This window comes from Nonomuraea sp. bgisy101 (assembly GCF_057708945.1).
Genome location: NZ_JBYITD010000001.1, coordinates 84202 through 104826, shown reverse-complemented (window position 1 = coordinate 104826; position 20625 = coordinate 84202). Strand labels below are relative to the sequence as shown.

The following is a 20625-nucleotide window of genomic DNA, read 5'->3' as shown; positions in this document are numbered from 1 at the left end:
CACCGGACTTCGCTGCAACGCTGCGCGTCGGACAAACGCTATCAATTCTCCCCGTGGGGCCGAAGTCAAGGGGTGGTGAGCTGGGACTCGGCCTCGGCGATGATCTCCTGAAGGTGCAGGCCGCGCGCCGCGTCGAGCGGGTGACCGCCGCCCCGCCGTACGGTGGCCGCGAACTCCTCGGCCACGACGTCCAGCGGGTCGTCGTCGAAGGCGGGCAGCTGGACGCCGCCCGCGGCGCCGTACACCTCGACGCGCATGGGCGGCACGTCGCCCACGGCGGACATGGACAGGGACACCTCGCTCACGGCGCCGCCCTCGTGGTCGAGCAGCAGGCCCATCCACGTGAGCGGGTCGCCGTGGGCCCGGACGCCGACCACCCTGCCGAGGGCCGCGTCGAGCAGGTCGATCACGTGCGGCCCCACGTCGAGGAGGGCGCCGCGCTCCAGCCGCCACGGGGTCGCGAAGGGGCCGCCGCCGGAGAGCGTGCCCGAGATGGCCGCCGCATGGCCGCCGAACGCCTCGACCTCGGCGCACCTGGACAGGAACTCCCGCGCCTGCGGCGAGTAGCGCAGCGTGAGCAGCATCTGGGACGGCACGCCCGCCTCCGCCACCGCGGCGGCGAGCCTGCGCGCGCCGTCGAGATCGGCCGCCAGCGGCTTCTCCAGCAGCAGCGCCTTGCCCGCCTTGGCGGCCAGCACGCCGAGCTCGGCCTGGACGGCCGGCGGCACGCAGAAGGCCACCGCCTCGACCGCGTCGAACAGCTCCTCGATCCGCTCGTAGACCGGGGCGCCCAGCCTGGCCGCCGCCTCGGGACGGCGGGCCCACACGCCCGCGAGCCTCGTGTGCGGCCCCCTGGCCAGCATCGGCGCGTGCGCCATCTCCGCCCACGGCCCCGCGCCCACCAGTCCTACCGCCAAAGGCTCCATAGATCGTCACTCTAGGCCCTGCCACGTATGGATGGCGTGCTCGGGCCGATGCGCCGAGGTGCCCGAGTCGATCACCAGCGTCTGGCCGGTGACGCAGCGCGCCTCGTCGGAGGCGAGGAAGGCGACCAGCGCGGCCACGTCCTCCACCTCGCACGGCCACGGCAGCAGCCGTTCGGCGGCCTTGTCGGCCAGACGGCCGGGGCCGAGCGCGAGCCTGGCGGCCTCGGTCATGACGAGCGCGGGGGCGACGGCGTTGCAGCGGACGCCGCGCCCGCCGTACATGGTGGCGACGTAGCGGACGAAGCCGCCGATGGCCGCCTTGGAGGTGCCGTAGGCGGCGTGGTCGACGTCGCCGAGAAGACCCGACAGGGAGGAGGTGATCACGATCGCGGCGCCGCTCCCCATCGCGGGGACGGCGTGCTTGACCATGAGCATGGCGCCGCGCAGGTTGACCGCCATCGTCCTGTCCCACACGGCGACGTCGAGGTCGGCCAGGTCTCCGTCGCGGCCGTAGACGTCGCGGTCGAGGCAGGCGGCGTTGGAGTGCAGCACGTCCAGGCGGCCGAAGGCGGCCACCAGGTCGGCCACGGCCGCGGCGACCTGTTTCTCGTCCGAGACGTCGCAGGTGATGGCCATGGCGGTGCCGCCCCTCCCCCTGATGGCCGCCGCCGTGCGCTTGGCCGAGGCCGAGCGCAGGTCGGCGACGCCGACGCAGGCCCCCTCGGCGGCGAGCCTGGCCGCGCAGGCCGCGCCGATGCCCGAACCCGCTCCGGTGACCAGCGCCACCCTGCCGTCGAAGCGGCTCACCATTCGACCATCAGGGACGGCAGGCCGCGGCCGACGATCGACCTGCGGTAGGCGACGGAGGCTCCCTCGGCCAGGCGCAGTCCGGGCAGGCGGGCGCCGAGCACGTCGAGGGCGGTGCGGAGCTGGAGGCGGCCGAGGGCGGCGCCGACGCAGAAGTGGATGCCGTATCCGAAGACCATGTGCGCGTCGGCGTTGGGCCGGTCGATCACGAACCTCTCGGGGTCGGGGAAGACGGTCTCGTCATGGGCGGCGGAGTCGGTGGACAGCAGCACGAGCTCCCCTGCGGGGATCGTCACGCCGTGCAGTTCGACGTCCGTGGTGGCGAACCTGAAGGAGCCGAGCGCGGCGCCGTCGATGCGCATGCACTCCTCGACCGCGTTCGCCACCCGCTCGGGCGGCACCGGCCACTGGCCCTCCCTGAGCAGGCGCAGGACGCTGTTGCCCAGCTGGTTGGGCACGGTGTCGTTGCCGCCGAGCAGGATCGTGGAGATCAGCTCCACCACCTCGCGGTGGGACAGTTCCTCGCCGATGAGCGAGGTCATGAGCGAGGTGAAGTCGTCCTGCGGGTCCTTGGCCCTGGCCACGACCAGCCGGTCCACGTAGTCGAGGTAGGTCAGGAAGCCGTCGGCCAGCTCGAGCTGCCTGCCGGGCGGCTGCGGCGACAGGAACAGCTGGAACCATTCCTTCACCCTCTGCTGGACGAACTCCTCGTCGGCGGCGGGCACGCCGATGAAGGCGGCGGTGAGCTTGACCGAGGGCTCGTGCGCGATCTCCTCGACGAAGTCGGCGCGGCCGCGACCCGCCACGCGGTCGAGCACGTCCTCGTTGAGCTCGCGGAAGCGCCGCTCCAGCGCCGCCACCGCCCGGGGGGTGAAGGCACGCGAGACCGAGCGGCGCAGGCGGGTGTGGTCGGGCGGATCCACGTTGGCCACGAAGCTCGACAGGAACGAGCCGTGCTCGCCGAGCCTGGCCCTGGTCTCCTCCGTGAGGCTGCGCGAGATCGTGAGCGAGCCCTTGGAGGAGAACCTGCGGGCGTCGCCGTAGGCGGCTCGCACGTCGGCGTACCTGGTCAGGACGTAGGCGCCGAGGTGCTCGCTGCGGAAGACCGGCCGCTCGTGCCGCAGCCGTCTCAGGAAGTCGTACGGCGAGGCGACGTGCCAGTCCTGGGTGACGTCGAAGTCCATCCGAAGATCCTCCGCGGGTTGTCGACGAGCATCTGGTGGATCTGCTCCTCGGTGACGCCTCGTCTCCGCAGCTCCGGCAGGACGTCGGTGGGGATGTGGAGCAGGTGGTAGTTGGGGTGGCGTCGCCGTACGACGTCGGGGTCGAACCTGTCGTTGAAGCAGTACGAGTCGTGCGACAGGACGAGCCGTCCTGCGTGGCCGCGCGCGCACAGCCTGGCGACCACGTCGACCCGGTCGTCGAAGGAGCTGATCGACTCGATCCCGAAGCGGTCCATCCCGAGGTAGGAGCCGTTGGCGATGAGCTCCTCCAGGTAGGCCAGGTCGGTGGAGTCGCCCGCGTGACCGATGACCACCCTGCTCAGGTCCACGCCCGCCTTGGCCAGGACCCGCTGCTGCTCCAGCCCGCCAGGCTGGGCGCTGTGGGTGGTGATGGGCGCTCCCGTGGCCACGTGCGCCTCGGCGACCGCCCTGAACACCCGCTCGCAGTTGGGCGTCATGCCGAGATGGTCGGAGGCGCACTTGAGCATCGCCGCCTTCACACCCGTCCTGCCGATGCCTTCGGTGATGTCCCTGACGAAGAACTCCGCCAGCCGGTCCCGGCCGCCGAACAGGCTGCCGGGCCCCCGGTTGCCGAAGTACGGCGGCAGCGCGTCATAGGTGTAGAGGCCCGTGGCGGCGACGATGGTCAGCTCGGTCAGCTCGGCCACCCGCTGGACGGCGGGCACGTAGCGGCCGAGGCCGACCACGGTCAGGTCGACGATCGTGTCGATGCCCGCCGCCTTGAGCGCGTCCAGCTTGTCCGCCGCCTCCCTGGCGCGTGTCTCCAGGTCCCAGCCCTCGGGGATGTCGGGCCAGTTCCACAGGATCTCCGGGCTCAGCCCGAAGACGTGCTCGTGCATGAGCGTCGCGCCGAGGTCGTCCTTGAAGCCGCTCACTGTCCAAGGCACGGGAACCTCGGGTGGTCGAAGGGCTTGTTCACTTCCAGACCGAGGCCGTCCGTCTGGCCGTACGGCATGCCGGTGTAGAGCGTGTCGGCGTCGAAGTAGGTCACGGTGAACGACAGCCGCGGCGAGTCGTGCCGGTTGGCGGGCGCGCCGTGCACGGTCAGGGCGTGGTGGACGGTCGCGTCGCCCGCCGCCAGGTCGAGCGGCGGCGACAGCTCCAGCTCCTTGAGCCACGGATGCTGGGTGAGCTGGTCGTCGCCCGCCGTGGTGAAGCTCCTGCCGAGCAGGCCGTGGCGGTGCGAGCCGTTGTAGAAGCGCAGCGCGCCCATGTCGGCGGGCACGTGGGCCAGGGCGAGCCAGACGGTCAGCATGGCCGAGCGGTCCATGGGCATCCAGGGGAAGTCCTGGTGGAAGGGCGTCGCGCCGTGCTCCCCCGCGTGGCCCGCCTCCTTCACCAGCAGGTTGGTGACCTGCATCCGGACCGCGGCGACGCCGGTCAGCAACCGCACGGCGGCGGGAGCCAGGCGTGCGGTCAGCTCGCCGAACCGCTCGTCCTCGCGCGCGATGTCGCGCGACTGGCCGAAGGCCCGGTCGACCAGGGTGGCGCGGGCCCTCGACCGCTCGCCGAGCCGGGCGAGAGCGCGTTCGCGCAGGTCGGCCACGGTGGCCGGATCGACGAGGCGGGCCAGCCTCACCCACCCGTTGGCTTGGAAGAAGGCGACCTCGTCGTCGGTCGTCGCGCGCACGTCCATGCCCACAGTGTCTGAGCAAGCGCTTGGTAAAACAAGATGAGTAGGGACCTACTCATGCGCGGAATCCGCTCCGCGCGGACGCTCGGGCCATGACCAGTCTCGACACGACTCCCCGGTCGGGAGCCGACACCTTCGCCCGCTACGCCATGATCGCCGCTGCGGTGATCGCACCGCTGGCCATCGGCGTGTCCATCATGCTGGCGCCGGGCGACATCACCGCGGAGGGCGAGGCGTACGTCCGGCAGTTCGCCGCCAACGCCTCCTCCTACCCCGTGCTCGCCTGGCTGTCGGCGATCAGCGCCATCACGATCATCCCCGCGGCGCTCGGCGTGTCCAGGGTCGCGCGCCTCGGCAAGCCCACGCTCGGCCTCGTCGCCACGATCCTCGCCTTCATCATGATCGTCCCGGTCAGCGGCAACTCGGACGACGTGCTGTACGCGGGCGTCAAGGCCGGCCTGGACCCCGCCAAGCTGACCGCGCTCTACACCGCCTACAACGAGGGCCTGCCCACCTCGATCTTCGGGATGGCGTTCCTGCTCGGCCTGGTGGGCTTCCTCCTGCTGGGCGTCGCCGCACTGCTCGGCAAGACCGCGCCCCCGTGGGCGGCCATCGCGCTGATCGTCGGGCCGGTGGCGATCCCGATCCCGTGGTTCGCCGGGCTGGGGAGCGCGGCCGCCGGGATCGCCTGGCTGATCATGACCGCCGGGATGGGCGGCGTCGCCCTCGGGCTGCTGAACCAGCGCTGAACGGCACCGGCCGGGCCGTCCGCACGGCCCGGCCCTGGCGGAAGGGGCCCGCCCGATCTAGGGTTCTGACCAAACGCTTGGTCGGGAGGCGGGATGCGGCGGTTCAGGTTCGCGGCGGTCGTACGGCAGGCCGAGTCGGGCAAGGCCTGGGCGGAGAAGGCCAGGCGCCTGGAAGCCACCGGATTCGACGTGCTCCTGGTCCCCGACCACCTCGTCGGCCCCCGCCTGGCCCCCTTCGCCGCGATGACGGCGGCCGCCTGCGCCACCACGCGGCTCAGGGTGGGCACCCTCGTGGCCGCCAACGACTTCCGGCACCCCGCCGTGCTGGCCAAGGAGTCGGCCACCCTCGACCTGCTGTCCGACGGACGCCTGGAGCTCGGACTCGGCACCGGCTGGATGGCCGCGGACTACATCGCCGCCGGCCTGCGACTCGACCCACCGGGCGTGCGCGTCTCCCGGCTGGCCGAGGCCGTGACCGTGCTGAAGGGGCTCTGGGGTGACGCGCCGTTCTCCTTCAGCGGCGCGCACTACCGCGTCGACGCGCTCGACCAGCAGCCCAAGCCGGTCCAGCGGCCCCACCCTCGGCTGCTCCTCGGCGGCGGCGGCCCGCGCATGCTCGGCCTGGCCGCCCGCGAGGCGAACGTGATCAACCTCGGCATGCGGGTCCGCGCCGACGGCACCGGCCCCGACGGCGCCGACGGCGGGCTGTCCGCGTTCCTCGACAAGATCGACCTCGTCCGTACGGCGGCGGCCGGCCGCTACTCCGACGTGGAGCTCGGGACGAGCATCCAGCAACTCGGGACCGAACGGTCGAGGGAGTCGTGGAGCGCCGCCGACTCCTCCCCGCAGCGCGAGACACCCCAGGTGCTCCTCGGGACCAGACGGGACGTCGTCGACAAGCTCCGCCACTGGCGTGACACCCACGACGTCTCCTACTACGTCCTCCACCACGAACGGGACCTGGACGCGTTCACCCCCGTCGTCGAGGAACTCTCCGGCCGCTGACCTCACGCCACGGACGGCGGATGGCGCCCCTTGAGGCGGCCACCCGGGCCCGGGCGGCCAGGGACCCTCCAAGGGGCGGTCAGGGGACCCAGACGGTCAGGGGATGAGGACGACCTTGCCTGTCGTGGCGCGGCTCTCCAGCGCCGCGTGCGCCGCGGCCGCCTCCGCCAGCGGGAACGTCCGCACCTCGGGCGTCAGGCGGCCCGACGCCGCCTGCGCGAGCGCCCGTTCCTCCAGCTCTCGCCGCCCGCCCGGCCAGGCGAGGATCCGCTCGATCGCGTAGATCGACGTGATGTCCTTGGCCTTCACCTCCTCCGGCGTGGGCCCGTCCGTCTCCTCGCGGGAGGCGTTGCCGTACACGATGTGCCGCCCGCCGGGGGCCAGCAGCGAGAACGCCTCACGCCCACGGGTGCCGCCGACACCGTCGAAGACGAGCGTCACCTCGCCGACCTGGGAGCTCCAGCCGGGCACGTCGTAGTCGACCGCTCGGCCCTGGACGGTCGCCACCTTCGCGGGGCCGCCCGCCGCGCCGACGACCTCGGCCCCGATGTCGCGCGCGTGCTGCACCAGCAGCCGGCCGATGCCGCCGGCCGCCGAGTTGACCAGGACGACGTCGTCGGCGGTGGGCGCGCCGAGGTCGATCAGGGCCATGGTGGTGGTGCCGGTCACGATCATGGCCACCGCCTCCTCGAACCCGAGCCCCTCGGGTACGACGTGCAGCGCGTCCACCGAGGCGACGCTGAGCTCGGCGTACCCGCCGGGTCTGCTCGTGCCCGTCACCACCCCGCGCCCGATCCACGACTCGTCGACGCCGGGGCCGACGGCGTCCACCACTCCCGCCACCTCGCCGCCGAAGACGGCCGGCAGCTCAGGGACCGGCGGTCCGATGGTGACGCCGGTACGCAACAGGGTCTCGATGAGGTGCACGCCCGCGGCCTTCACCCCGATGCGCACCTCGCCCGCGGCGGGGACGGGGTCGTCGACCGTCTCGTAGGTCAGGTTCTCCGCGGGCCCGTAGGCGTGCAGGACGACGGCGCGCATGAGGTTCTCCGTTCGTTCGGTGGCTTCACCGCCACGATGCAACCTCAAGTCGAGTTGAGGTCAACCGGGCGCGGCCAGGACCACAACCCGGACGGAACGAACCGGGCGGCCGAACGGCGGGGCGGATCGGCGGGCCGGGCGGTTCCGGAGCAGCAGGACGGGTGGCCCGTGGGGGGCGCCGTCCCGGGCAGGCGCGACCCGGCGAGGTCCGGAAGCCGCCGGTCGGCGATGATGGTCCTGCTATGGATGAAATGTTGCTCTTGAGACACGGCGAGACCGAGTGGAGCAGGGCGGGGCGGCACACGGGCCGTACCGACCTGCCCCTGACCCCCGCCGGCGAGGACCAGGCCAGGGCGCTGGCCCCGCTGGTGAAGGCGCGCTCGTTCGACCTGGTGCTGGTCAGCCCCGCGGCCAGGGCGCGCCGTACGGCCGAGCTCGCCGGACTGTCCGACTACGAGGTGGATCCCGACCTGTGGGAGTGGGACTACGGCGGCTACGAGGGCATCACCACGCCGACGATCCGGGAGAGCCGTCCCGGCTGGTACCTGTGGCGTGACGGCGTGCCCCCCGGTGACGCAGAACATCCGGGCGAGAGCGCCGAGCAGGTGGCGGCGAGGGCCGACAGGGTGATCGCGCGGGCGAAGGGCGTGCCCGGCCAGGTGGCCCTGGTCGCTCACGGCCACTTCCTGCGGGTGCTGACGGCCAGGTGGCTGGGTTTGTCACCGCAGGACGGAAGGTTCTTCAGGCTGGACACGGGGACCTACTCGCGGCTCGGGTTCGAGCACGCCGAGCCGGTGATCCTCACCTGGAACGCCCCGGCCTGAGGCACGCGCCCGCGATCCCCACCGGAACGCCTCCAAGCAGGGCACGCGCCCGCGATCCCCACCGGAACGCCTCCGAGTAGGGCACGTGCCCGCGATCCCCACCCTCCAAGGCGCGAGCCTGCCGCCTAAGGCGCGAGCCTGCCGCCTAAGGCGCGAGCCTGCTGCCGGGGAAGGGCACCAGCATGGTCTCCCTCCAGGGCCCCGACAGGTAGTCGCGGGCCCTCTTGCCCCAGGTCAGCAGCCGCTCGTCGGGTGAGACCTCGTCGTCGAGCCCGAGGGCGGCGTCCCTGGCCCGCTGGAGGGCCAGGTGCGCGTCGAGTGTGGCGCCCCAGACGGTGACGACCTCCGTGTCGCACATCAGCACCTCGTACAGCCCGACGAGCGTGTGCCCGTGGTCGCGCAGGATGGGCAGGCGTTCGGCGCGGACGGCCTCCAGGTAGTCGAGGGCGGCGCCCGGCCGTACCGTGGCGCTCTCGAACAGGAACAGCGGCGCGGGCGCCGCCGAGGCGAGCGGCGGGCTGCCGTGGACCGCGCCGAGCGGCCGGGAGAACGCCGAGAAGCGCAGGTCGTCGATGTCGGACAGGAACAGCCGCGAGTCGACGCCGGAGTAGATCTCCATCATCTGCCGCCAGCCGCCCTCCCATCCGCCGTGGCAGTCCCACAGCGTGACGGCCTTGAACTGCGGGTGTCCGGTGATGCCGACGGCGTAGAAGGCGCCGACGAGGTCGATCTCGCGGGAGCGGATGGACATCCCCTCGGTCAGTTCGGGCGCGTCGCGGGTGGCGTCCTCCTCCTTGTAGCGCGTCAGCCAGGTGAGGTACTCCAGCGGCCGCCGGGAGTTCATGGGCCGGAAGTCGACTTCCTCGAGCAGGTGGATCCCTCGCCGCACCACGGCCTCCCGAGATCGAACCAAGCGATTGCTCGGGATGATATCAGGCCACGGCGGGAACCGGCTGAGGTCCGCGCCCCGTCAGCCACTCCAGGACGCGCCGGTGTCCGGAGGCGGCGTCCTCGAAGTGGCCCCAGTGCCAGTAGCGCGGCTGGTCGCGCACCCCTGTCACCCAGGTGCGGTAGGAGACCTCCCCGTCGGGCACGGCGGAGGAGACACCATACGTACGGATCACGACCCTGCCGCCCGGTGCGATGAGCACGTCGTCGGCGATCGGGTAGAGCGTCATCTGGTCGAGCATGCACAGATCCTGCTTGAGGCATGAATCCTGGCGATTTCCCTTCCGGCGCACCCGGGTTACGCGGGTGCGCCGGAGGTGAACACCGTGTTAAACGAGGAGGCCGTCGAACTCCCCGTCTTTCACACCGAGCACCAGCGCCCGGATCTCGTCGCGGGTGTAGATCAGCGCGGGGCCCTCGGGGAAGCGCGAGTTGCGTACCGCGATCGCGCCGTCGGGGAGCTCCGCGAGCTCCACGCAGTTGCCCTGCGAGTTGCTGTAGCGGCTCTTCCGCCAGGCGACCTCGGTCAGGTCGGTGGCGGGCATGCCGTTGTAGGTGTGCTCCATCTACATCTTTCTGAGAAGACCGTCGATGAGCTCAACGGTGCCGCCCGGCGTGGTGCTCTCCACGCACAGCTGCTCCATGGCGGTGAGGTACGGGTCGATGTCCTCACGCTTGTCCAGGTACAGGGCACCCCAGAGCTGTTCGACGTAGACGACGTCCGACAGGTCGGACTCGGGAAACCGCATGATGCTGAACGCGCCCCCTTCGGCGGCGTGCATGCCGTACCTGAAGGGCATCACCTGGATGGTGATGTTGGGGAAGGTCGCCACGTGCAGCAGATGCTGAAGCTGTTCGGACATGACCGCTCTCCCGCCGATGGTCCTTCTCAGAGTCGCCTCGTCGATGACGGCCCACAGGCGAGGGCCGTCCTTTCTGGTGAAGCGTTCCTGTCGCTGCATGCGCAGATGCACGCGCTGGTCGATGTCCTGAGAGGTCGCGTCGGGGTTGCCGAGCTGGTAGACCGCCCTCGCGTAGTTCGCCGTCTGCAACAGGCCTGGCACGAACTGCACCTCGTAGGTGCGGATCAGGCTGGCGGCCTCCTCCAACCCCACGTAGGTGGAGAACCACTGAGGCAGGACGGCTGAGTACTTGTGCCACCACCCGGGGGTGTTGGCCTCGCGGACCATTTCCAGCAGGGCACGCCGCTCGGCGTCGTCGACGACGCCGTACAGCGTGAGCAGGTCTTCCACATCACGTGTCTTGAAGCCGACGCGGCCGAGCTCCATGCGGCTGATCTTGGACTCGGAGGCCCTGATGTGGAATCCGGCCACATCGCGGGTGAGTCCGCGCTGCTCGCGCAGGCGACGCAGGCTGGCGCCGAGCATGATGCGCCGAACGGTTGAGCCAGAACCCGGCGGATCCATGGACACGTGCTGCTCCTTGGTCGTTTCCGTACCACACAGTCTGTCACTTCGCGCCCCAAAGATCATGGGTCGCGGCAAGATCCCCCTTTGCCACCTGATTCACCGATACAGGGCAAACCGTAGCGGCTGACAATCGCTTCTGCACGTGCATTCGCTCTTGCACCTGCACGAGACTCTGCCGCAGAATGATCAACGTGCAGTCCACCAAACCCCTCGGCATGTGGACCACGCTCGACTGGTGGCCCCCGGTCGGCTGGTGGCCTGAGGCGGCGCGCGACCTCCTCGTGCCCGGCACGGCGATCGGCGCCAGCGCGACGTTCGTCCTGCCCCCCGCGGCCTCATCCGTTCACTCCGCCCGCAGCTTCACCTCCGGCACACTCGCCGGCTGGGGCATGGGCGAGCTGGTCGACAGCATGGAGCTGGTGGTGTCGGAGCTCGCCACCAACGCGCTGCGCCACGGCCTGACGCTGGACGAGGTCCGGCACCACGAGCCCGTGCGCATGTCGCTGGTGCGCAGGGGCTCGCTGGTCACCTGCGCCTTCACCGACCCCGCCGCCGCCGTGCCCGTGCTGCGCTATCCGGGACCGCTCGACGTGGGCGGGCTCGGGCTGCACATCGTGGAGTCGCTGAGCCATCGATGGGGTTGGTCCGCGCTGTCGCCGTACGGGAAGATCGTCTGGGCTGTTCTCTCCTGACTCCAGGCGGTCCGCCGTGCGCGTGAAGGCCCGGACACCCGGGCACCGAGCGCGTATGCTGAGGTCTGCCTCGTAGTGAGGCCCACGTGGATGATCAAGGCTCACGGCGAGTCCCCGCGCGCGACCCACTGAGAGTGCTGACAGATGGATGATCACCTGCTCGGCTGGCTGCGAACACTGGACGAAGCGAGGCTCGCCCGCGTCCTGTCCAACCGACCGGATGCCATCGCGGCCCCGTGGCCGCGCCGGCTCGACACGCTCGCCCAGCGGCTGGGCAACGGTTTCGCCGTCATGGAGGCGATGCGGACGCTGCCGCTGCCGTGTCTGGAGATCACGCAGACCTGCCTGGTGCTCGGTGACGGCGTCAGCCCCGAGCGGCTGGCCGGTTTCCTCGACGCGCCCGTGGCACGGGTCGTCCCCTGGCTCGACGTCGTCTACGACCACGCGCTCGCCTGGCCCGACGAGGACGGCGGCGTGCATCTGGCCACGGCGGTCTCGCGCTGGTGGGCGGCGCCGCTCGGCCTCGGCGAGCCGCTCGACCACTACCTCAACTCCTGGACCATCAGCAACGACACGTTGCGCGCGCTGGCCCGCAATCTCGGGTTGCCGCCCCACGGCAACAAGCGCCGCACCATCGTCAGGGTGACGGAGGTGCTGTCGGACGGGGGCCGCCTGACCGCGCTGCTGCGCAACGCGCCCGAGGGCACCGAACGGCTGCTGGCCGACTTCGCGTGGGACGGGCCGGTCCGCGACGTCGACGGTGGCAGGTTCGTGACGCTCGGCACGCCGGAGAAGTGGGCGGCCGACCACGGCCTGCTCTACCGCCCCCGCTGGGAGCTGGCCGAGATGCCGCGGGAGGTGGCGCTGTCGTTGCGCGGCGACGGCTATCACCCGCCCTTCACCCCCGAGCCGCCCGAGGTGCCGACCATCCCCGTCGATCCCGAAGAGGTCGACCACCTGATGACACTGGCCGCTCCCCACGTGGTCGAGCGCTGCGCGGCACTGCTCGACAACACCGCCAAGACCCCGCTGCCGTTGCTGAAGACCGGCGGGGTGGGCGTGCGCGAGGTGCGCAGGGTGGCCAAGGAGACCGGCTGCGACGAGGACGAGACCAGGCTGCTGCTGGAGATCTGCGCCGTCGCCCGGTTGCTCGCCTGGGATGAGAAGTCGGCGGGCATGGTGCCCACCGACCGCTTCGACCGGTGGCGGCTCGACGAGGGCTCGGCCAGGCTGCGCGTGCTGCTGTCGGCCTGGTGGCGGATGGAGCGTTCGTCGCTGCGCAAGGTCGAGGGCAAGTACCTCACCGTGCTCGGCGACGACCAGAGCGGTGCGGCCATCGCCCGCGTGCGCAGGGCGGTGATGGGCGTCCTGTCCCACCTGCCCTCGGGTACGGCCTTCGCCGACAGGGGCAGCCTCGTGCGCAGCGCCCACTGGCAGGCACCCCTGCTCGACCAGGCCCTGCTCGCCGACTGCGCCTCGGCCGTGCTGGAGGAGGCCAGGCTGCTCGGCCTGCTGGCCAACTGCGCGCTCACCGATCTCGGCAGGGCGCTGGCCGGGCTGAGCGCCCACGCGGGGGACGAGAACGACGACACCGTCCCGCTCGTCGAGCACGACCCCGTCCTGGCGGAGGCCTCGACCAGGGCGCTGGCGAGCGTGCGCAGGAGCGCGCTGTTCGGCCCCGACCTGACCGCGGTGGTCACCGGGCCGCCCAGCACCGAGCTGGCCGAACTGCTCGACAGGGTGGCCGAACGGGAGACCCGCGGCGCCGCCTCGGTGTGGCGCTTCACCACCGAGAGCGTGCGCGGCGCGCTCGACCAGGGCTATGACGCCGACGAACTGCTGGGCGAGCTGGGCGAGGTCGGCGCGATCCCTCAGCCGCTGGAGTACCTCATCCGTGACGTGGCGCGCAGGCACGGCGAGGTGACGGTGACGACGGTGGCGTGCATCGTGCAGGCCTCCGACCCTGCCCTGCTGGCCGAGATCTCCCAGCACCGGCGCCTGGCCAGGCTGGGCCTGCGGCTGCTGGCCCCGACCGTGCTGGTCAGCTCCACGCCGACCGAGCGCACGCTGGCCGCGCTGAGGGAGAACGGCTACGCGCCCGTGCCGATCGCCGACACGGGAGAGATCTCCATCAGGCGCACCAGGATCGCGAGCAACGAGGATCCGCAGAACGGCAAGCTGATCCTGCTGCCCGGCGGCCAGGTGGCCGAGGTGGAGGTGCCCGCGCACGTCCTCGCCGAGCCCCCGCCCGACCCCCACGAGCACGCCCGCCGCCTGCTCGGGGCGCAGGACGACGTCGAGCAGAGCGGCCGCACCTGGGCGATCATCGGGCGGAACGCGACCAGGCTGCCGACGGCCCAGCAGTCGCTGCTGGGCTTCGTCGTCGACCGGGGAGTACGGGCGGGCATCACGCTGACCGACGGGCTGACCGCGACGATCAGCCACGGCGAGCTGCGCGGAGGGGCGCTCGACGCCTGGTGCGAGGAGGCGGGCGACTACCTGGAGTTCCCGCTGGCGGAGATCGTCGAGGTCAGGGGAGCTTACTAGCCTTCCCCAGGTCGGCCACCAGGCCTTCGAGCAGCTCGGCCCACTTCTGGTAGCTGTAGGGGGTCTCGACCCACATCGGGTAGACCTGGCCCTTGGCGACGGCCGGGAGCTTGGCGAAGGTCGGCTTCTTCTTCATCTCCTCCAGGCCGAGAGCCTGGGTCCTGCTGTCGAACAGGACGACGTCCGCCTCGTACTTGTCGGCGTTCTCCCAGCTCAGCGGCTCGAAGTAGCCCTGGGCGTCGACCTTCGGCCTGACGATGTCGAGACCGGCGTCGCTCAGCAGCTTGAAGTCGGGCACCATCTCGGGCGTCGAGACGTACATCGCGTCGGGGCTGCCGGAGACCAGCTCGATCTTCAGGCCCTTGGCGGAGAGCTTCTCCAGCTCCTGGAGCGCGGCCTCGTAGCGGGTCTTGGCCTGGGTGATCTCGGGTGCGTTGATGTCGGCGCCGAGCTTGGCCGCCAGGTCACCGTACTTGGCGATCACCTCGGTGGCGTTCCTGCCGGTGAGCATGACGCCCGCGCTCGGAGCGACCTTCTCGATCGTGTCCTTGGACTTCTCCGGCACGTACCAGAGCGTGTCCTTCAGGTACATGCTGCTGACCAGCAGCTCGGGCTGCAGGCCGATGTACTGCTCGACGTTGAACTCGTCCCAGACGTTGCCCAGGCCCTTGACCTGGGTGATGTCGACGTTGCCCACCTGGGGGTCGCGCTCGCCGCTTTCGAGCTTGTGCGGGCCGAAGACGGCGATCGGCTTGACGCCGAAGTCCCAGAGCGCGGCGGCCGAGCCGACCTGAGCCACGATCCTGCCCGGGGTCCCGGGAAGCTCGATCTTCTTGCCTCGGTCGTCGGTGTAGGAGAAGGGGGTGGCAGCGGCACTGGCCTGCGCCGCCTGCGTGGCAGGCGCGGGCGCCGACTGCCCGCCGCACGCGGCGAGGGCCAGCACCGCGCCCAGGCCGGTGGCCGCCGCGACGAAACCCCTGCGGGATACCGACATCGTGCTACTCCTAAGGTGAGGCTTACCTAAACCGGACAAGGAGATTAGCTTAGCCTTACCTTCACGAAGCACACGGGGGTGACCGAACGCCACAAAGGCGTTGTTAGATTAGCCTCGCCTAACTCAGCTACGACGAGAGGGAAACGTGACCGCGCCTCCACTGTCCGGCCCGGCCAAGTCGGAACCGGCCGCCGCCAGTACGGCCGGACGAGGCCGCCCCGCCGTACTGGCGGCGGGGCTGCTGGCCGCGTTCGGACTGCTCGTGCTGGTGGCCTTGCTGAGTGTCGCCCTCGGCGCGCGCTCGGTGCCGCTGTCGACGGTCATCAGCGCCTTCGTGGCGCCGGACGGCTCCAGCGACCACACCGTCATCCGCGAGCTGAGAGTGCCGCGCACGATCCTCGGCCTCGGCGTCGGTGCGGCGCTCGGGCTGGCGGGAGCCCTCATGCAGAGCCTGACCCGCAACCCGCTTGCCGATCCGGGGCTGCTCGGCATCAACCAGGGCGCGGCGCTCGGCGCGACCGTCGCGATCGGCGTGTTCGGGCTCACCGACCCCGCCGCCTACGTGTGGTTCGCCTTCGGCGGCGCCGCGCTGGCCTCGGCGCTGGTCTACGCGCTCGGCTCGGCCGCGCGCTCGGGCGCCTCCCCCGTACGGCTGGCGCTGGCGGGCGTGGCGCTCGGCATGGTGTTCACCGCCGTCTCCCAGGCGATCCTGCGCATGGACTCCCAGGCGTTCGACCGCATGCGGTTCTGGCTGACCGGCTCGCTTGCCGCCCAGACCGCCGACGTGACCGTGCGACTGGTGCCGTTCATGGTGGCCGGCGTCGTGCTCGGGCTGCTGCTGGCCGGGCCGCTCAACGCGCTGGCGCTGGGCGAGGAGGCGGGCAGGGCGCTCGGCGTGGCCGTCGGGCGCACCAGGGTGCTGACCGCGGTCGCGGTCACGCTGCTGTGCGGCGCGGCCACGGCGGGCGCGGGCCCGCTCTGGTTCGTCGGCCTCGCGGTGCCGCATGCCGTACGCGCGGTCGTGGGGCCGGACCAGCGCTGGCTGCTGCCGTACGCGGCGGTCCTCGCGCCGGTGGTGCTGCTCGTCGCCGACATCGCCGGGCGGGTCATCGCGCGGCCGGGAGAGGTGCAGGTCGGCATCATGTGCGCGGTGATCGGCGCTCCGGTCTTCATCCTGCTGGCCAGGCGCAGGAGGGTGGCCGCGCTATGACCACCCCCGTTCGCGTCGGCCCCTACTCGGTACGGCTGGCGCCGCGCGCCTTCCTGGTGAGCCTCGCGCTGCTGGTGACCGCGGTCGTGCTCGCGCTGGTCGCGGTCTGCACGGGCGAGTTCACCGTGCCTGTCGGCGACATCGTCGCCGCCCTGTTCGGCGAGGGCTCGCCGGTGGCCGAGCTGATCGTCAGCGAGCTGCGCGCGCCCCGCGTGGTCACGGGCCTGGCCGTGGGCGCCGCCTTCGGCCTGAGCGGGGCGATCTTCCAGTCCCTCACGCGCAATCCGCTGGGCAGCCCCGACTTCATCGGCTTCACCGCGGGCGCGTCGACCGGCGGCGTCGTCGCCGTGGTCATGGGCGGGACGGCGGCGCAGATCGCCGCGGGCTCGATGCTCGGCTGCGTGATCTCCGCGGCGCTGGTCTACGCGCTGGCCTTCCGCGGGGGCGTGCAGGGCTACCGGCTGGTCCTGGTCGGCATCGGCGTCAACGCCCTGCTGCTGTCGGCCGACTCCTACCTCCTCACCAAGGCGAACATCAACGACGCGGCCAACGCGGGCGCGTGGCTCACCGGCAGCCTCGGCGGTCGGGGCTGGGAGCACGCGATCCCCGTCGCCCTCGCGCTCGTCGTGCTCGTCCCCGTCTGCTGCTACGTCTCCAGGCCGCTACGGATGATGGAGATGGGCGACGACGCGGCCAGGGCCGTCGGCATCAGGGTGGAGCCCGTGCGAGCGGCCGCGATCGTCGCGGGTGTCCTGCTGTGCGGGGCCGCCACCGCCGCCGCGGGCCCGGTGATCTTCGTCGCGATGGCGGCGCCGCAGCTGGCCAGAAGGATGACCCGGTCCCCCGGCGTGACGCTGACCGCCTCCGCCCTGACCGGCGCCGTCCTGCTGACCGCGGCCGACCTGGCGGCCCAGCGCCTGCTCGCCCCCACCCAGCTCCCGGTCGGCGTGCTGACCGCCGCCATCGGCGGCACCTACCTGGCCCTGTTGCTGAGAAAGGAACGCCGCTGATGGCTCGGCTGACCGGCTCCGACCTCACCCTCGCCTACGAACAGCGGGTGGTGGCGACGTCGCTGAACGTGGAGATCCCCGACGGGTCGTTCACCGTGATCATCGGCCCGAACGCCTGCGGCAAATCGACGTTGCTGCGCGCGCTGGCCAGGATGCTCAAGCCGCGCGCGGGCGCGGTGCGCCTGGACGGGAGCGTGATCACCTCACTGCCGTCCAAGGAGGTGGCACGGCGGCTCGGGCTGCTTCCCCAGACGTCGGTCGTCCCCGACGGGATCACGGTGGCGGATCTCGTGGCCAGGGGGCGCTACCCGCACCAGCGGCTGATGCGGCAGTGGTCGAAGGCCGACGAGGTGGCCGTGGCGGCGGCGATGGCGGCCACCGACGTCGGCTCGCTGTCGGAGCGGATCGTGGACGAGCTGTCGGGCGGCCAGCGCCAGCGCGTGTGGCTGGCCATGGCGCTGGCGCAGGAGACGCCCATCCTGCTCCTCGACGAGCCGACCACCTATCTCGACATCTCCCACCAGATCGAGGTGCTCGACCTCTGCGCCGACCTGCACGAGGCGGGGCGGACCCTGGTGGCCGTGCTGCACGACCTGAACCAGGCCTGCAGGTACGCCACCCACCTGATCGTCATGCGCGACGGGGCGGTCGTGGCCGAGGGGGATCCCGCCTCCGTGATGACGCCCACGCTGGTCGAGCAGGTCTTCGACCTGCGGTGCGAGATCATCGCCGACCCCCAGTCGGGGACGCCGCTGATCGTCCCCGAGGCGCGGAGGGCGCGCAACCCCGTCACGCCGGGCCTCGCTCGCGGCTGACGCCTCATCGGCCCTGGCAGAGCGCCAGCGCCGCCCGCGTGAGCGCGGCGCGGGCGCGCTGCTCGCCGTACCTGTCCTTGAGGGCGGCGGCCGGCTCGCCCGCCAGCCCCGCGAGGACGGCATGCGACAGCACCTCGGCGTCGGCGTCCGGCAGCGCCTGGCCGAGCAGGATCGCCACGTGCCGATGCCAGAACCGGTAGGCGCCGATCCTGTAACGCGCCCCGGGACTGGCGGTCTCCGACATCCGCACCAGGTCGAGGTGGGCGAACAGATAGTCGAGGTAGGCCTCGACGAAGGCCGCGAGCCGTTCGCCGGGCGCGACGTCATGAGCGCCGGCGCCATGAGCCCCGGCGCCAGGTGGCGCGGTGTCATGAGGCGCGCCGTCCTGGCCCGCGGCCGGCGGGCCCAGTGGGGGCGGTCCTGACAGGATGCGCCCCTGCAGGTCGCGCTCCCTGGCGTCGAGCAGGGCCACCGCCAGCCCCGACTTGTCGCCGAACCTCCTGAACAGCGTCCCCTTGCCGACGCCCGCCTCGGCGGCGATCGCGTCCATGGAGACCGACTCCACGCCCTTCTCGGCGAACAGCCTCGCCGCCGCGGCCAGCACCTTCTCACGGTTGCGGGCCGCGTCCGCCCGTTCCTGGGGCGGGCGGCCGCGCAGGATCTCCAGAAGCTCGCTTGACGAACCGGACTGCGGTCCGGTAATTTCCATGCCATCCACAAACCGGACTGTAGTCCATTTACTCTGGAGGTCGCAATGACCGCCCTCATCACCCGCGACGAGCTCAAGGCCGCCATCGACGCAGGAGAGGTCACCGTGGTCGACGCGCTCGGCGGCGACTACTACGCGCAGCAGCACCTGCCCGGCGCCGTCGCCCTGATCGAGAGCGAGGTCGACGCGCGCGCGGCGGCCCTGCTGCCCGACAGGGACGCGGCGATCGTCACCTACTGCTCCAACCCCGCCTGCCCCAACAGCCAGGCCGTCGCCAACCGGCTGGCGGCCCTCGGGTACACCAACGTGCGCAAGTACCGCGAAGGCATCCAGGACTGGGTGGAGGCGGGCCTGCCGGTGGAGACCTCGGTCACCGTCTGACCCGCCGCATCCGCTCGCCCACCCGGCGAGGGCCGGACTGCACGAAGCGCGGCAGGGACCTTCACGGTTTCTGCACACGCACCGGATAGGTTGCCCTCCATGATCCGGACCGTGCTCGCCTGGCTGCTCGTCGTGCCGTTCGCCGCATGGGCGACCCTCAGGGTGACGGGCGTGGACATCGCCGACCGGTGGATCCAGCTGGTCGCGTTCACCCCCTACGTCGCCGCCGCCTCCGTGGTGCCGCTGCTGGCGGCCGGCCTGCTCAGGCGCTGGGTCCCCACGGCGGTGGCCGTGGTGACGGCGGGCGCGCTGGCGCTGTCCGTCCTGCCGAGGTACTTCGCCGACGGGGACCCGCAGGCGGGCGGCAGGACGTTCAGGGTCCTGGCGGCGAACCTGGCCGTCGGCGCGGGAGACGCAGGGGAGCTGGTGAAGCTGGTCGAACAGCTCAAGCCGGACGTCCTCACCATCCAGGAGCTCACCCCCGTCGCCAGGGAGCGGCTCGACGGGCTCGGCCTGCGTGAGCGCATGCCGTACACGGTCGACAGGTCCCACACGGGTGTCTGGGGCTCGGGGATCTACTCCCTGCACCCGCTGTCCGAGAAGCCGCTGCTCGCGCTCGGCAACTTCCGGCAGGCCAGGGCGGTGGTCAAGGTCAAGGGCGGGCCGGAGATCGAGGTGGTCTCCGTGCACCCGTGCGCGCCGAGTCACGCCGCGAAGATGGGCTGCTGGAGAGCCGGGCTGACGGCCCTGCCCAGGGCGGGAGGGCAGCTCAAGGTGCTGGCGGGCGACTTCAACGCCACGCTGGACCACTGGCCGGTGCGGGAGCTGCTCGACTCCGGCTACAGGGACGCGGCCGACATGAGGGGACAGGGGTTCACGGCGACCTGGCCGCAGCAGGGATGGCGGCCCCTGCCGGGGGTGACGATCGACCACGTGCTGGCCGACCGGCGGATGGGGGTGCGGTCGTTCAGCGTCCACCCGCTGGCCGGCACCGACCACAGGCCCGTCTTCGCCGAGCTCACCCTCCCGTGAGCCCTGCCGTGAGCCCTGCCGTGAGCCCTCCGTGAGCCTGCCGCCCGTCAGTCCTCGGTGATGCTCAGGTCGTCGACGCGGACGGGGAAGCCCTTGCCGACAGGGGCGGCGGCCATCGCGCCCGCCAGCGTGGGAACGGCGGCGGGAAAGTAGGCCAGCCGCAGCATCGACTCGGGCGCCGCACCGTCCAGGCCGTAGCGGACGGTCACCGCGTCGCCCTTGCGCTCCAGCGCGAACGTGACGCTGCCCGAGGTCTGGGGCAGCGGCAGGACCGACCAGTCCGACACCTCGCGCGTCACGACGGTGCTGAGGTGGAAGGCGCCGTCCACGTACTCCACGCCCGCCTTGACCCAGTTCTCCTCGTCGATCCGCAGGACGGCGCCCGCCTGGTCGTACTGCTCGGCGTAGTCGCCCGAGAACGTCACCGTGAGCGCGAAGTCACCGGAGACGATCCGGCCGAACAGGTGGGCGGTGTCGTAGGTGTAGCCGTAATGGGTCTTCCGCCACAGATCCGTGCCGGGATCGCAGACCAGGCTCAGGCCGTCGTCGGCGGTCCACTCGCGGGGAGGGTTGATCCATTGCCAGTCGGAGGAGCCAAAGGCCATGATCATGGCGGTCATCCTGCCAT

At 71.7% G+C, this 20625-nt stretch carries 23 protein-coding genes; 10 read left to right on the top strand and 13 right to left on the bottom strand.

Translation table 11 applies throughout. The annotated features are described in order from the left end of the window. Positions 1–65: 65 nt before the first annotated feature. From AC3EO4_RS00510 to AC3EO4_RS00490, 5 genes are read right to left on the bottom strand one after another with little or no spacing between them, the layout of a single operon-like run. On the bottom strand, positions 66–926 hold the full coding sequence (locus AC3EO4_RS00510) for a Gfo/Idh/MocA family protein (RefSeq protein ID WP_379579877.1): 861 nt from the start codon (positions 924–926) through the stop codon (positions 66–68). Positions 927–932: 6 nt separating this feature from the next. Then, positions 933–1733 carry an SDR family NAD(P)-dependent oxidoreductase gene (locus AC3EO4_RS00505; RefSeq protein ID WP_431892823.1) on the bottom strand — a complete coding sequence of 267 codons (801 nt, stop codon included), beginning with the start codon at positions 1731–1733 and terminating at the stop codon, positions 933–935. Further along, positions 1730–2917: a cytochrome P450 gene (locus AC3EO4_RS00500; protein WP_431892821.1), complete on the bottom strand. Its 1188-nt coding sequence runs from the start codon at positions 2915–2917 to the stop codon at positions 1730–1732. Before AC3EO4_RS00500 ends, AC3EO4_RS00505 begins: the two co-directional genes overlap by 4 nt. Beyond that, positions 2863–3864: a phosphotriesterase family protein gene (locus AC3EO4_RS00495; protein ID WP_379579881.1), complete on the bottom strand. Its 1002-nt coding sequence runs from the start codon at positions 3862–3864 to the stop codon at positions 2863–2865. The genes AC3EO4_RS00500 and AC3EO4_RS00495 overlap by 55 nt, the downstream gene beginning before the upstream one ends. Further along, on the bottom strand, positions 3849–4613 hold the full coding sequence (locus AC3EO4_RS00490) for a phytanoyl-CoA dioxygenase family protein (protein WP_379579883.1): 765 nt from the start codon (positions 4611–4613) through the stop codon (positions 3849–3851). Before AC3EO4_RS00490 ends, AC3EO4_RS00495 begins: the two co-directional genes overlap by 16 nt. 89 nt (positions 4614–4702) lie before the next feature. Here AC3EO4_RS00490 and AC3EO4_RS00485 point away from each other — a divergent pair, with 89 nt between their 5' ends. Then, a complete protein-coding gene (locus AC3EO4_RS00485) occupies positions 4703–5359 on the top strand; it encodes a hypothetical protein (protein WP_379579885.1) in 657 nt (218 codons plus the stop codon). A 93-nt stretch (positions 5360–5452) separates the two neighbouring features. Continuing rightward, positions 5453–6364, top strand: a complete 912-nt coding sequence (locus tag AC3EO4_RS00480; protein WP_431892818.1) for a TIGR03621 family F420-dependent LLM class oxidoreductase — start codon at positions 5453–5455, stop codon at positions 6362–6364. 96 nt (positions 6365–6460) lie between these two features. Here AC3EO4_RS00480 and AC3EO4_RS00475 read toward each other — a convergent pair whose 3' ends face one another. Then, on the bottom strand, positions 6461–7405 hold the full coding sequence (locus AC3EO4_RS00475; protein WP_431892816.1) for a zinc-binding dehydrogenase: 945 nt from the start codon (positions 7403–7405) through the stop codon (positions 6461–6463). 242 nt (positions 7406–7647) lie between these two features. Between AC3EO4_RS00475 and AC3EO4_RS00470 the strand changes: the two genes are divergently transcribed. After that, on the top strand, positions 7648–8229 hold the full coding sequence (locus AC3EO4_RS00470) for a histidine phosphatase family protein (RefSeq protein WP_379579890.1): 582 nt from the start codon (positions 7648–7650) through the stop codon (positions 8227–8229). A 145-nt stretch (positions 8230–8374) separates the two neighbouring features. On the opposite strand, the gene AC3EO4_RS00465 is transcribed toward AC3EO4_RS00470, so the two are convergent. The 4 genes from AC3EO4_RS00465 to AC3EO4_RS00450 all read right to left on the bottom strand — a co-directional run bounded on the left by AC3EO4_RS00465 (position 8375) and on the right by AC3EO4_RS00450 (position 10565). Next, a complete protein-coding gene (locus AC3EO4_RS00465) occupies positions 8375–9118 on the bottom strand; it encodes a hypothetical protein (protein WP_379579892.1) in 744 nt (247 codons plus the stop codon). A gap of 43 nt (positions 9119–9161) precedes the next feature. Beyond that, on the bottom strand, positions 9162–9419 hold the full coding sequence (locus AC3EO4_RS00460) for a hypothetical protein (protein WP_379579894.1): 258 nt from the start codon (positions 9417–9419) through the stop codon (positions 9162–9164). An 87-nt stretch (positions 9420–9506) separates the two neighbouring features. Next, complete coding sequence (locus tag AC3EO4_RS00455) at positions 9507–9743, bottom strand: DUF397 domain-containing protein (RefSeq protein WP_379579896.1); 237 nt, start codon at positions 9741–9743, stop codon at positions 9507–9509. After that, positions 9744–10565: a helix-turn-helix domain-containing protein gene (locus tag AC3EO4_RS00450; protein ID WP_379580270.1), complete on the bottom strand. Its 822-nt coding sequence runs from the start codon at positions 10563–10565 to the stop codon at positions 9744–9746. A gap of 224 nt (positions 10566–10789) precedes the next feature. Between AC3EO4_RS00450 and AC3EO4_RS00445 the strand changes: the two genes are divergently transcribed. Next, on the top strand, positions 10790–11299 hold the full coding sequence (locus AC3EO4_RS00445) for an ATP-binding protein (protein WP_379579898.1): 510 nt from the start codon (positions 10790–10792) through the stop codon (positions 11297–11299). A gap of 144 nt (positions 11300–11443) precedes the next feature. Then, entirely contained in the window at positions 11444–13846 is a 2403-nt protein-coding gene (locus tag AC3EO4_RS00440) for a helicase-associated domain-containing protein (RefSeq protein WP_379579900.1), read from the top strand. On the opposite strand, the gene AC3EO4_RS00435 is transcribed toward AC3EO4_RS00440, so the two are convergent. Beyond that, positions 13830–14840, bottom strand: a complete 1011-nt coding sequence (locus AC3EO4_RS00435) for an ABC transporter substrate-binding protein (RefSeq protein WP_431892814.1) — start codon at positions 14838–14840, stop codon at positions 13830–13832. The two genes, AC3EO4_RS00440 and AC3EO4_RS00435, sit on opposite strands and share 17 nt — an antisense overlap. A 145-nt stretch (positions 14841–14985) precedes the next feature. Here AC3EO4_RS00435 and AC3EO4_RS00430 point away from each other — a divergent pair, with 145 nt between their 5' ends. The 3 genes from AC3EO4_RS00430 to AC3EO4_RS00420 are packed head-to-tail and all read left to right on the top strand — an operon-like array spanning position 14986 to position 17875. Further along, positions 14986–16050, top strand: coding sequence for a FecCD family ABC transporter permease (locus AC3EO4_RS00430; RefSeq protein ID WP_379579903.1), 1065 nt, complete (start codon positions 14986–14988; stop codon positions 16048–16050). Further along, positions 16047–17060 (top strand): FecCD family ABC transporter permease, encoded by a 1014-nt coding sequence (locus AC3EO4_RS00425; RefSeq protein WP_379579905.1) that lies wholly within the window; start codon positions 16047–16049, stop codon positions 17058–17060. Before AC3EO4_RS00430 ends, AC3EO4_RS00425 begins: the two co-directional genes overlap by 4 nt. Beyond that, positions 17060–17875 (top strand): ABC transporter ATP-binding protein, encoded by an 816-nt coding sequence (locus tag AC3EO4_RS00420; protein WP_379579907.1) that lies wholly within the window; start codon positions 17060–17062, stop codon positions 17873–17875. Before AC3EO4_RS00425 ends, AC3EO4_RS00420 begins: the two co-directional genes overlap by 1 nt. A gap of 4 nt (positions 17876–17879) precedes the next feature. On the opposite strand, the gene AC3EO4_RS00415 is transcribed toward AC3EO4_RS00420, so the two are convergent. Further along, positions 17880–18584 carry a TetR/AcrR family transcriptional regulator gene (locus AC3EO4_RS00415; protein WP_379580272.1) on the bottom strand — a complete coding sequence of 235 codons (705 nt, stop codon included), beginning with the start codon at positions 18582–18584 and terminating at the stop codon, positions 17880–17882. Between the two features lie 45 nt (positions 18585–18629). Between AC3EO4_RS00415 and AC3EO4_RS00410 the strand changes: the two genes are divergently transcribed. Both AC3EO4_RS00410 and AC3EO4_RS00405 read left to right on the top strand, forming a co-directional pair. Continuing rightward, positions 18630–18965, top strand: a complete 336-nt coding sequence (locus AC3EO4_RS00410; RefSeq protein ID WP_379579909.1) for a rhodanese-like domain-containing protein — start codon at positions 18630–18632, stop codon at positions 18963–18965. 99 nt (positions 18966–19064) lie between these two features. Next, positions 19065–19997: an endonuclease/exonuclease/phosphatase family protein gene (locus tag AC3EO4_RS00405; protein ID WP_431892810.1), complete on the top strand. Its 933-nt coding sequence runs from the start codon at positions 19065–19067 to the stop codon at positions 19995–19997. A gap of 47 nt (positions 19998–20044) precedes the next feature. On the opposite strand, the gene AC3EO4_RS00400 is transcribed toward AC3EO4_RS00405, so the two are convergent. Next, a complete protein-coding gene (locus tag AC3EO4_RS00400; RefSeq protein WP_431892807.1) occupies positions 20045–20608 on the bottom strand; it encodes a DUF1349 domain-containing protein in 564 nt (187 codons plus the stop codon). Between the last annotated feature and the right edge of the window lie 17 nt (positions 20609–20625).

Excerpts from the sequence above, each read along its gene's own strand:
- AC3EO4_RS00500 (WP_431892821.1), bottom strand. The coding sequence starts at position 2,917 with ATGGACTTCGACGTCACCCAGGACTGGCACGTCGCCTCGCCGTACGAC.
- AC3EO4_RS00410 (WP_379579909.1), top strand. The coding sequence starts at position 18,630 with ATGACCGCCCTCATCACCCGCGACGAGCTCAAGGCCGCCATCGACGCA.
- AC3EO4_RS00480 (WP_431892818.1), top strand. The coding sequence starts at position 5,453 with ATGCGGCGGTTCAGGTTCGCGGCGGTCGTACGGCAGGCCGAGTCGGGC.
- AC3EO4_RS00415 (WP_379580272.1), bottom strand. The coding sequence starts at position 18,584 with ATGGAAATTACCGGACCGCAGTCCGGTTCGTCAAGCGAGCTTCTGGAG.
- AC3EO4_RS00490 (WP_379579883.1), bottom strand. The coding sequence starts at position 4,613 with ATGGACGTGCGCGCGACGACCGACGACGAGGTCGCCTTCTTCCAAGCC.
- AC3EO4_RS00475 (WP_431892816.1), bottom strand. The coding sequence starts at position 7,405 with ATGCGCGCCGTCGTCCTGCACGCCTACGGGCCCGCGGAGAACCTGACC.
- AC3EO4_RS00460 (WP_379579894.1), bottom strand. The coding sequence starts at position 9,419 with ATGCTCGACCAGATGACGCTCTACCCGATCGCCGACGACGTGCTCATC.
- AC3EO4_RS00510 (WP_379579877.1), bottom strand. The coding sequence starts at position 926 with ATGGAGCCTTTGGCGGTAGGACTGGTGGGCGCGGGGCCGTGGGCGGAG.
- AC3EO4_RS00445 (WP_379579898.1), top strand. The coding sequence starts at position 10,790 with ATGATCAACGTGCAGTCCACCAAACCCCTCGGCATGTGGACCACGCTC.
- AC3EO4_RS00470 (WP_379579890.1), top strand. The coding sequence starts at position 7,648 with ATGGATGAAATGTTGCTCTTGAGACACGGCGAGACCGAGTGGAGCAGG.
- AC3EO4_RS00420 (WP_379579907.1), top strand. The coding sequence starts at position 17,060 with ATGGCTCGGCTGACCGGCTCCGACCTCACCCTCGCCTACGAACAGCGG.
- AC3EO4_RS00450 (WP_379580270.1), bottom strand. The coding sequence starts at position 10,565 with ATGCTCGGCGCCAGCCTGCGTCGCCTGCGCGAGCAGCGCGGACTCACC.
- AC3EO4_RS00435 (WP_431892814.1), bottom strand. The coding sequence starts at position 14,840 with ATGTCGGTATCCCGCAGGGGTTTCGTCGCGGCGGCCACCGGCCTGGGC.
- AC3EO4_RS00485 (WP_379579885.1), top strand. The coding sequence starts at position 4,703 with ATGACCAGTCTCGACACGACTCCCCGGTCGGGAGCCGACACCTTCGCC.
- AC3EO4_RS00425 (WP_379579905.1), top strand. The coding sequence starts at position 16,047 with ATGACCACCCCCGTTCGCGTCGGCCCCTACTCGGTACGGCTGGCGCCG.
- AC3EO4_RS00455 (WP_379579896.1), bottom strand. The coding sequence starts at position 9,743 with ATGGAGCACACCTACAACGGCATGCCCGCCACCGACCTGACCGAGGTC.
- AC3EO4_RS00400 (WP_431892807.1), bottom strand. The coding sequence starts at position 20,608 with ATGATCATGGCCTTTGGCTCCTCCGACTGGCAATGGATCAACCCTCCC.
- AC3EO4_RS00405 (WP_431892810.1), top strand. The coding sequence starts at position 19,065 with ATGATCCGGACCGTGCTCGCCTGGCTGCTCGTCGTGCCGTTCGCCGCA.
- AC3EO4_RS00440 (WP_379579900.1), top strand. The coding sequence starts at position 11,444 with ATGGATGATCACCTGCTCGGCTGGCTGCGAACACTGGACGAAGCGAGG.